7 protein-coding genes are annotated in these 8,517 nt (G+C 43.7%); 1 reads left to right on the top strand and 6 read right to left on the bottom strand.

Annotated elements, in window-relative coordinates; genetic code table 11:
- Nucleotides 1-2: 2 nt before the first annotated feature.
- From VR862_RS09530 to VR862_RS09550, 5 genes are all read right to left on the bottom strand, one after another.
- Nucleotides 3-824 carry an energy transducer TonB gene (locus VR862_RS09530; protein ID WP_324720733.1) on the bottom strand — a complete coding sequence of 274 codons (822 nt, stop codon included), beginning with the start codon at nt 822-824 and terminating at the stop codon, nt 3-5.
- 74 nt (nt 825-898) lie between these two features.
- On the bottom strand, nt 899-1,291 hold the full coding sequence (locus tag VR862_RS09535; RefSeq protein WP_324720734.1) for an ExbD/TolR family protein: 393 nt from the start codon (nt 1,289-1,291) through the stop codon (nt 899-901).
- 1 nt (nt 1,292) lies between these two features.
- Nucleotides 1,293-1,994: a MotA/TolQ/ExbB proton channel family protein gene (locus tag VR862_RS09540; RefSeq protein ID WP_324720735.1), complete on the bottom strand. Its 702-nt coding sequence runs from the start codon at nt 1,992-1,994 to the stop codon at nt 1,293-1,295.
- A 173-nt stretch (nt 1,995-2,167) separates the two neighbouring features.
- The gene (locus VR862_RS09545; RefSeq protein WP_324720736.1) at nt 2,168-3,394 is read right to left on the bottom strand and encodes a Glu/Leu/Phe/Val dehydrogenase dimerization domain-containing protein; all 1,227 of its coding nucleotides are present in this window, start codon (nt 3,392-3,394) and stop codon (nt 2,168-2,170) included.
- 66 nt (nt 3,395-3,460) lie between these two features.
- The gene (locus tag VR862_RS09550; protein ID WP_324720738.1) at nt 3,461-4,546 is read right to left on the bottom strand and encodes an anhydro-N-acetylmuramic acid kinase; all 1,086 of its coding nucleotides are present in this window, start codon (nt 4,544-4,546) and stop codon (nt 3,461-3,463) included.
- A 65-nt stretch (nt 4,547-4,611) separates the two neighbouring features.
- On the opposite strand from VR862_RS09550, the gene VR862_RS09555 reads away from it, so the two are divergent.
- Nucleotides 4,612-5,754 (top strand): acyl-CoA dehydrogenase, encoded by a 1,143-nt coding sequence (locus VR862_RS09555; protein ID WP_324720739.1) that lies wholly within the window; start codon nt 4,612-4,614, stop codon nt 5,752-5,754.
- A 111-nt stretch (nt 5,755-5,865) separates the two neighbouring features.
- Here the strand turns inward: VR862_RS09555 and VR862_RS09560 are convergent.
- On the bottom strand, nt 5,866-8,517 hold a 2,652-nt coding region (locus VR862_RS09560), incomplete at its 5' end, for an FIDD domain-containing protein (protein WP_324720740.1).

Below are 8,517 nucleotides of genomic sequence, written 5' to 3' on the forward strand. Positions count from 1 at the left end.
AGTTATTCGGTAAGTTTAAAGTTGTAGATAATGGTTCCCACCTGCTTTACGGGAGCATCGGGATCGCTGTTAAAACGGGTAGCCAGTGCGGCCCTTTTTGCAGGATCTGTTAGACAAGTCGCATTATTGGTAGTGCCCTTAACTCCGGGAATAGCACGGGTAACCGTGCCGTTACGGTTTACTTCGATCTGGACCACTACAATTCCCGACTCATTACAATCCTGAACAAATTTTTCTTTATTCAGAGCTTTACGTCCGCCAAGGCGGTAATTCCCATCGCCATCCAAGCCCATTCCGGTACCGTAGTAAGATTTGGCATTTGGATCACCATCGGGACTTCCTTTATCCCCGGCAGCTTCATCATTTCCTTCCCCTCCACGCGCTTGTCCGTCGCTTACAGGTCCGTTTAAAATGCTGCTCAATGCATCTGTGGTGGATTTTGAAGGTTTGGGGTCTGGCTTTTTCACCGGCTCCTCCTTCTTCTTAACCGGCTCTTCAACTTTCTGAACCACCTTTTCCTCTTTCTTTTTCTCCACAACAGGGGCTTCCACCACATCCTGAGTGACCACCTCTTCCCTGATATTCGTTTCTACAGGAGTAACCGGGGGAGGAGTAGTTCGTTGAGATGAGGTCTGAATCTTTTCTACAGGCTGCTCAATGCCCGAGCCGACATCGGAAGTTCCGAAGTTTATAGCAATACCACTTTCCGGTGGAGGATCGAGATAAGTGAATCCAAAGAACAGCAATAGCAGAATTAGCAACACGTGGAGTACCACCGTAATTGCCATAGATTTTCTTTCGTGTTCTGTCTCCAGGTATTTCACTTACTTCTTTTTCTAAATTTTATGTAGCAAACATAGTTCCACAATGTCTCAAAAAGTGGAAAAGCAGCAAAGATTTATTCAGGTTTTACTGCAAGTACGATCTTGTAACGGTTTCGATTGGCAATATCCATTACACTAACTGCATTTTCAATTGGCACCCCTTCTTCTGCACGAAGAATAATTGTTGGATCTTCAACTCCTGTCAGCACCTCTTGTAATCTGGCTTCCAAAGAACTGTTGCTCACTCGCTCTTTATCAATATAAACCTGCAGGTCTTTTGTGATACTCACCGCCACATTTTGTTTGGTTGTGGTCTTACCTTTTGCCTTTGGCAGGATAAGATCAAGCGCTTCCGGAGTAATAGCCGGGGAAGTGAGCATAAAAAAGATCAACAACAGGAATACAATATCGGTCATGGAACTCATACTGAATTCCGGACTGATCTTATTTCTTCCTCTTAAGTTCATATTATACCGGTTCGTTTAGAAGGTCAAGGAAATCTACGGCAGTAGCTTCCATTTGATGCACTACTTTATCTGTCTTTACCACCAGGTGGTTATAACCGATATAAGCGATGATACCAACAATGAGCCCGGCAACGGTCGTGGTCATGGCAGTATAAATACCTTCGGCCAGGGCTCCCATTTCGGCCTGCCCGCTACTGGTAGCCAGTTCATGAAAGGCGATCACCATTCCTATTACGGTTCCAAGGAAACCAATCATTGGTGCGGCACCGGCAATGGTCGCCAGCACACTCACGTTCTTTTCAAGCTTATAGACTTCCAGACGGCCGGCGTTCTCAATGGCTGTATTGATGTCCTCGAGCGGACTCCCAATTCGATCAAGACCTTTGGCAGTAAGTCTCGCCACAGGTGAATTTGCCTGGGCACAACGAATGCGCGCAGACTCAATGTTTCCATGCATAACGGAATCTTTGATCTGGTTCATGAAGTTGCTATCTGTTTCTGAAGCCGCTTTGATAGCAAATAACCTTTCAAAGTAGATGTAAATCGCTGCAAACAGAAGAATGAAAAGGATGAGAATTATTACCTGCCCTCCTACTCCTCCACTAAGGAACAAGTCAAATAAAGAGAGGGTTTTCTCCTCTACTACGGGTTCTGCCTCTTGTGCTGCCTGGGCAAGACCATCTTCCTGAAAAAAGTATAGCATTTGTGTATCGGGTTTTTTATGTAACGTGAGAATGTAAAATTAATTGTAAAGATAAACAGCCTTTGATTTCTTGCAACTCCTCCTTCAGAATAAATGAAAAAGTAATTCACAATGGATTTCATGAAAAAGGGCGCTATAAAAGCACCCTTTAAATTCTTTATTAGTTTTCAGAATTAGACCAACTTTTTCAGCGCCACCTCAAAAGCCGTTTTACTAATATTCGTTTTGCTGCTGTTGTTATTATAGGTATTTTGAATAGCATTACGAATGGTGATCGAGGTATCGTTGAAGATGGCCTCATCTGTCATTTGCACCCTGCGCTCCATAAAATAAGCGAACACTCTTGCCATACCGCAGTTGGCAATAAAATCTGGGATCACGCTAATCTTTTCATCTGAATATTCCATAATTGGACCAAAGAAAATTTCCTTATCTGCGAACGGAACATTGGCACCACTCGAGATCACTTTCAGCCCCGCAGCTACCATTTCATCGACCTGTTCTCTGGTGATCAAACGAGACGCTGCACATGGTGCAAACACCTCTGCGTTCAGGGACCAGATGCGGTCATTGATCTCTTCAAACGGAATAAGGTTATCGGCCTTCAAGGTATTTCCTTCCTTGTTCAGGAACATATCGCGGATCTCCTCAAAAGTGAATCCTTCTTCGTTGATCACACCTCCCACCCGGTCAATGATCCCAACTACCTTTGCTCCCATCTGCGCCAGGTAATAGGCTGCAGCAGAACCGACATTTCCAAAGCCCTGAACTATGGCTTTTTTACCCTGCACATTTCCTCCGTAGATGTCATAGTAATGTCTTACAGCTTCAGCCACTCCATACCCGGTGATCATGTCGGCCACTGTGTATTTACGGGAAACGTCGGGAGAGAATCTACTATTTTCGAGTACCTTGATCACCCCCTGTCTTAGCTGACCGATGCGGTTGATCTTATCGGCTTCGGTTGGTTTGAAGTGTCCGTTAAACACTCCTTCCTGCGGATGCCACACTCCGGAATCTTCTGTAATTGGAATCACCTCGTGGATCTCGTCAACATTGAGATCTCCACCGGTACCATAATAGCTTTTAAGAAGCGGAGAAACCGCTTTATACCAACGTTCCAGAACCCCCTTTTTTCGGGGGTCATTAGGATCGAAATTTATACCCGATTTTGCCCCACCAATCGCAGGTCCTGAAACGGTGAATTTCACCTCCATCGTTTTTGCGAGGGAAAGCACCTCGTTCATATCGAGACCCGGTCTCATACGCGTTCCACCACCTGCAGCACCGCCCCGCAGAGAGTTGATCACCACCCAGCCTTCAGCTTCGGTTTCAGGATCTTTCCAATTAAAAACAATTTCGGGTGCTTTATTCTGATATAAATTCAATAATTCTTTCATAATTCCATTAAAAATTGAGACAAATATAAAAAACTAATTTTCTAGGTTTCTTGATTTCCATCATACTTAAGGCTGAAATATTACTCCTGAAGAATGATCTTTTGAAGCCCCGGTCACCGAGCTCAAAACATTGTTCTCCCCTCTCATTTTTAGTACTCCCAAAAATGCAAATATTAAAGCCTCCTTATAATTTACTACTTCAGCCGAAGGGATCACCACCGCGGTCTGTGTTCTTCTTCTAATTTCTTCAATGAGAAAGCGATTGAAAGCTCCTCCACCTGTCACCAAAACCTTTTCTCCGGAAGAATTCCTGAATTCGTTGGCGATTACTTCGGCAGCATGTTCAGTGTACGTCCGTAGCAAAGAAGGAACAGCATCATACCTCTCAAAAAGGGGAAAAATATACTTGTTTACCCATTCAATGCCTAAGGACTTCGGAGGACGGAGTCCGTAAAATGGGATTTTCTGAAGCTCTTCCAGCAGCTCTTTATTCAGTTCTCCGGAAGCTGCGAGCTTTCCGTTTTTGTCATAAGGCTTTCCCAGTTTTTGAGCGAGAGAATTAAGAACGGTATTTACCGCGCAAATATCGTAGGCGAGCCGCTCCCCCTTTGGGTTGGTGGAAATATTGGCAAAGCCGCCGAGGTTAAGACAGTAGTCATATTCCGGAAACAGGAGCTCATCCCCGATTGGTACCAGAGGCGCTCCCTGTCCCCCCAACTCCACGTCCTGCACTCTAAAATTACAGATCACCTTTCGATTAAGGAGCTTCGCCAGCTCGGGAAGGTTGCCGATCTGAAGGGTGTAGCCTTTTTCCGGCTCGTGCTTTATGGTGTGGCCATGACTGCAAATGGCATGGGTGTCAAAAATGCTATTTTTGGAGAGAAATTCAGAAATTACTTCAGCTAGAAAACGGGTGTAATCTTTATCGAGCTGCTTCAGGCGTCCATCATCATATGAAACAGCTTCAGCAAGGATCTTTTGCCAGCTTTCGGGATAAGGAACCGTTTCCGCAGTCAGAATTTTATAGTTCCATCCTTCAGAAAAAGTAAAGTTCACATGCGCCAGGTCGATGCCATCCAGCGATGTACCCGACATCACTCCTACAACGTTATAGTTATTTTGCTCCACGGCTGTAAAAATAGCACTCTCCATTGAATAAATGCCTGTAAAACGGTATCTTTGCCAACCAAAATTCAACATTTCTAAAAAATTACCGAATGGATTTTAATTTGACCGAAGAACATATCATGATCCGCGATGCGGCACGCGATTTTGCCAAAAATGAACTACTGCCGGGAGTTATTGAGAGGGACGAAAAACAGGAGTTTCCTAAGGAGCAAATAAAGAAGATGGGAGAACTTGGCTTTTTGGGCATGATGGTCTCTCCGGAATACGGCGGCGGCGGTATGGATACTGTGGCTTACGTGCTGGCAATGGAAGAGATTTCCAAAATTGACGCTTCGGCCTCTGTGGTAATGTCGGTAAACAACTCTCTGGTTTGCTGGGGGCTTGAAAAATTCGGTAACGAGGAGCAAAAACAAAAATATCTTATTAAACTGGCTACAGGGGAATCTATAGGTGCCTTTTGCCTTTCTGAGCCTGAAGCCGGAAGTGATGCGACTTCCCAAAGAACTACAGCCATCGAGAAAGATGATCACTACCTGCTTAACGGCACCAAGAACTGGATCACCAACGGTAGTATTGCCGACTTTTATATTGTGATCGCGCAGACAGATAAAGAGAAAAAACATAAAGGAATTAACGCCTTTATCGTAGAGAAGGGAATGGAAGGTTTCGAGATTGGGCCAAAAGAGCAGAAACTCGGGATTCGAGGAAGCGATACACACTCTCTTAACTTCAATGATGTAAAAGTTCCAAAAGAGAACAGAATAGGAGAAGACGGCTTCGGATTTAAATTTGCTATGAAGACCCTTTCGGGAGGACGAATCGGCATCGCTGCCCAGGCATTGGGAATTGCTGCCGGAGCTTATGAACTGGCAAAAGAATATTCGAAAGTGCGTAAAGCTTTTGGTACGGAGATCATGAACCACCAGGCCATTGCTTTTAAACTGGCGGACATGCATACTTCTATAGAAGCAGCACGTCACCTGGTGATGAAGGCTGCCTGTGATAAAGATAATGGCGAGAACTATGACTTGAGCGGAGCCATGGCTAAACTCTTCGCTTCCAAAACGGCAATGGATGTGACTGTAGAGGCAGTCCAGGTTCACGGCGGAAACGGATATGTAAAAGAATACCACGTAGAGCGATTGATGCGTGACGCCAAGATCACCCAGATCTACGAAGGAACTTCAGAGATCCAGAAGATTGTTATTTCAAGAAGTATTTTGAGGGACTAGATTTTTGCCACGGATGCACAGATATTGTATATTTTGCAGCGTTTAGAAGAATAGAAAAAGCAGCCGTTTCCGGCTGCTTTTCCTTTTTGGTTAATAATTACTAATCAAAATCTACTTTTTAGAGGAGACTATTTGTTTTACAAATTTCTCACGTTCAGTAATTACCTGCACTACGTACATCTGGTTTGCTTTCAAAGCAAAATCAATATTAAATGTAGTTGTCGAACCTCTTGTCACCTGGAAATCGGTATAACTTCTCAAGTGATTACCTCTTAAGTCAAACACTTCAATTTTAACATCTGAAGTATAGTCAAACAGGTAGTCAATATTGATTACCTCTTTGAAAGGAACCGGATAAAGAGCTACATCTGTTTCCACAGCTGGTTCTTCAATTATTTCTGAAGATTGTACGGTGATTGACTCAGCAGATGCAGTTTTATTTTTACCGCGATCATTACTTGTCTTACACTGTACCGCCTGAAGAGTCGAGTTTTTACCCTTTACCTGATATGTTTGCAAAGTACTCTGGCTTCTCAATTCTGCAATGTAATCGAGATTTCCGTTGCTGCTAGAACAAACATCGGCATGGGCAATTACATAAAAAACATCTCCCACTCCAATATCGTGAACACTATAACCTGTACTGTTGTCTAATGCACCGGAAGTCCATGGATACTGCCCCGGTGCCACAGTTATGTCACCTTTTTTATTTGTGGGATATTGACATTCTCCAACATATAAATGGGCAGATTTTAAAACATGTGTTTCTTCAATTTCATAATACACATCGATTTCTGATCCATCATATTCAATTCTTACCTGGCCAACGTAATTTCCTTTATGAGTATCACATTGTCCGGCTGCCTCATATAGATTGAGATAGTAAGTACCCGAATCTACGCGGCTAACATCAAATTTATTCGTCCAGCCCCATCTTTCACTATCGAGTCCGCTATCTATGAAGCATTCCGGACTCAAATTTTCATATGGCACATAAGGACTATTTGGCCCGGGATCTGTAGCCTCAGGTGCTTTAGCAAAAGTAGTTTCACAAACCAGGCAATTAATACCTACCACAGTTACTTCTGTAATACTTGAGCAGGCAATTTCATCCTCACCCTCACCAAAAGTGGAAACAGCTTTGATGTAGTAGGTGTTGTCTCCAACCACTGGATAAACAACACTACCTTCTGTCAACTCTACTCCTGTGGAGGATTCATAATCCCAATCGGAGTAGAAGGTTAATGTTGCACCGTCGGGATTGTAGATTCCGAAATCAGTTTCTGTTTCTGCAATTTGGTTTAGATCAATTGTTTCTCCTACACAAGTGTTTGGATAAGTGGCTGTGATGTCGGGATTGTCGAAAACAGTCAACACAAAGGAATCTGTGACATAACAATCAGAATCAGTAGCGTTCTCTGCACGTACGTAAACTGTTGTATTATCTGCAGCATTATAAGGACTGCTGAGTTTGCCTTCCTCTCCACCGGCATCTGCATTTGTCTGGCTGTTGTAAAACGTAACAGTTCCCTCAGTGGTAGTTAATCCACTTGTCAGGGTGAAATCAGCTTTACCGGTTTCTCCTATCTCACAAGCATCAAGACCCTGAGTCACAATATCCGGAACATCATACACGGTCAATACAAAGGAATCTGTGACATAACAATCAGAATCAGTAGCGTTCTCTGCACGCACATAAACTGTGGTATTATCTGCAGCATTATAAGGACTGCTGAGTTTGCCTTCCTCTCCACCGGCATCTGCATTTGTCTGGCTGTTGTAAAACGTAACAGTTCCCTCAGTGGTAGTTAATCCACTTGTCAGGGTGAAATCAGCTTTACCGGTTTCTCCTATCTCACAAGCATCAAGACCCTGAGTCACAATATCCGGAACATCGTACACGGTCAACACAAAGGAATCTGTGACATAACAATCAGAATCAGTAGCGTTCTCTGCACGTACGTAAACTGTTGTATTATCTGCAGCATTATAAGGACTGCTGAGTTTGCCTTCCTCTCCACCGGCATCTGCATTTGTCTGGCTGTTGTAAAACGTAACAGTTCCCTCAGTGGTAGTTAATCCACTTGTCAGGGTGAAATCAGCTTTACCGGTTTCTCCTATCTCACAAGCATCAAGACCCTGAGTCACAATATCCGGAACATCATACACGGTCAATACAAAGGAATCTGTGACATAACAATCAGAATCAGTAGCGTTCTCTGCACGTACATAAACTGTTGTATTATCTGCAGCATTATAAGGACTGCTGAGTTTGCCTTCCTCTCCACCGGCATCTGCATTTGTCTGGCTGTTGTAAAACGTAACAGTTCCCTCAGTGGTAGTTAATCCACTTGTCAGGGTGAAATCAGCTTTACCGGTTTCTCCTATCTCACAAGCATCAAGACCCTGAGTGACAATGTCCGGAACATCATACACGGTCAATACAAAGGAATCTGTGACATAACAATCAGAATCAGTAGCGTTCTCTGCACGCACATAAACTGTGGTATTATCTGCAGCATTATAAGGACTGCTGAGTTTGCCTTCCTCTCCACCGGCATCTGCATTTGTCTGGCTGTTGTAAAACGTAACAGTTCCCTCAGTGGTAGTTAATCCACTTGTCAGGGTGAAATCAGCTTTACCGGTTTCTCCTATCTCACAAGCATCAAGACCCTGAGTGACAATATCCGGAACATCATACACGGTCAATACAAAGGAATCTGTGACATAACAATCAGAATCAGTAGCGTTCTCTGCACGCAC

The organism is Salinimicrobium aquimaris (assembly GCF_035607535.1).
Lineage (GTDB): Bacteria > Bacteroidota > Bacteroidia > Flavobacteriales > Flavobacteriaceae > Salinimicrobium.

Excerpts from the sequence above, each read along its gene's own strand:
- VR862_RS09535 (WP_324720734.1), bottom strand. The coding sequence starts at position 1,291 with ATGAACTTAAGAGGAAGAAATAAGATCAGTCCGGAATTCAGTATGAGT.
- VR862_RS09540 (WP_324720735.1), bottom strand. The coding sequence starts at position 1,994 with ATGCTATACTTTTTTCAGGAAGATGGTCTTGCCCAGGCAGCACAAGAG.
- VR862_RS09545 (WP_324720736.1), bottom strand. The coding sequence starts at position 3,394 with ATGAAAGAATTATTGAATTTATATCAGAATAAAGCACCCGAAATTGTT.
- VR862_RS09550 (WP_324720738.1), bottom strand. The coding sequence starts at position 4,546 with ATGGAGAGTGCTATTTTTACAGCCGTGGAGCAAAATAACTATAACGTT.
- VR862_RS09555 (WP_324720739.1), top strand. The coding sequence starts at position 4,612 with ATGGATTTTAATTTGACCGAAGAACATATCATGATCCGCGATGCGGCA.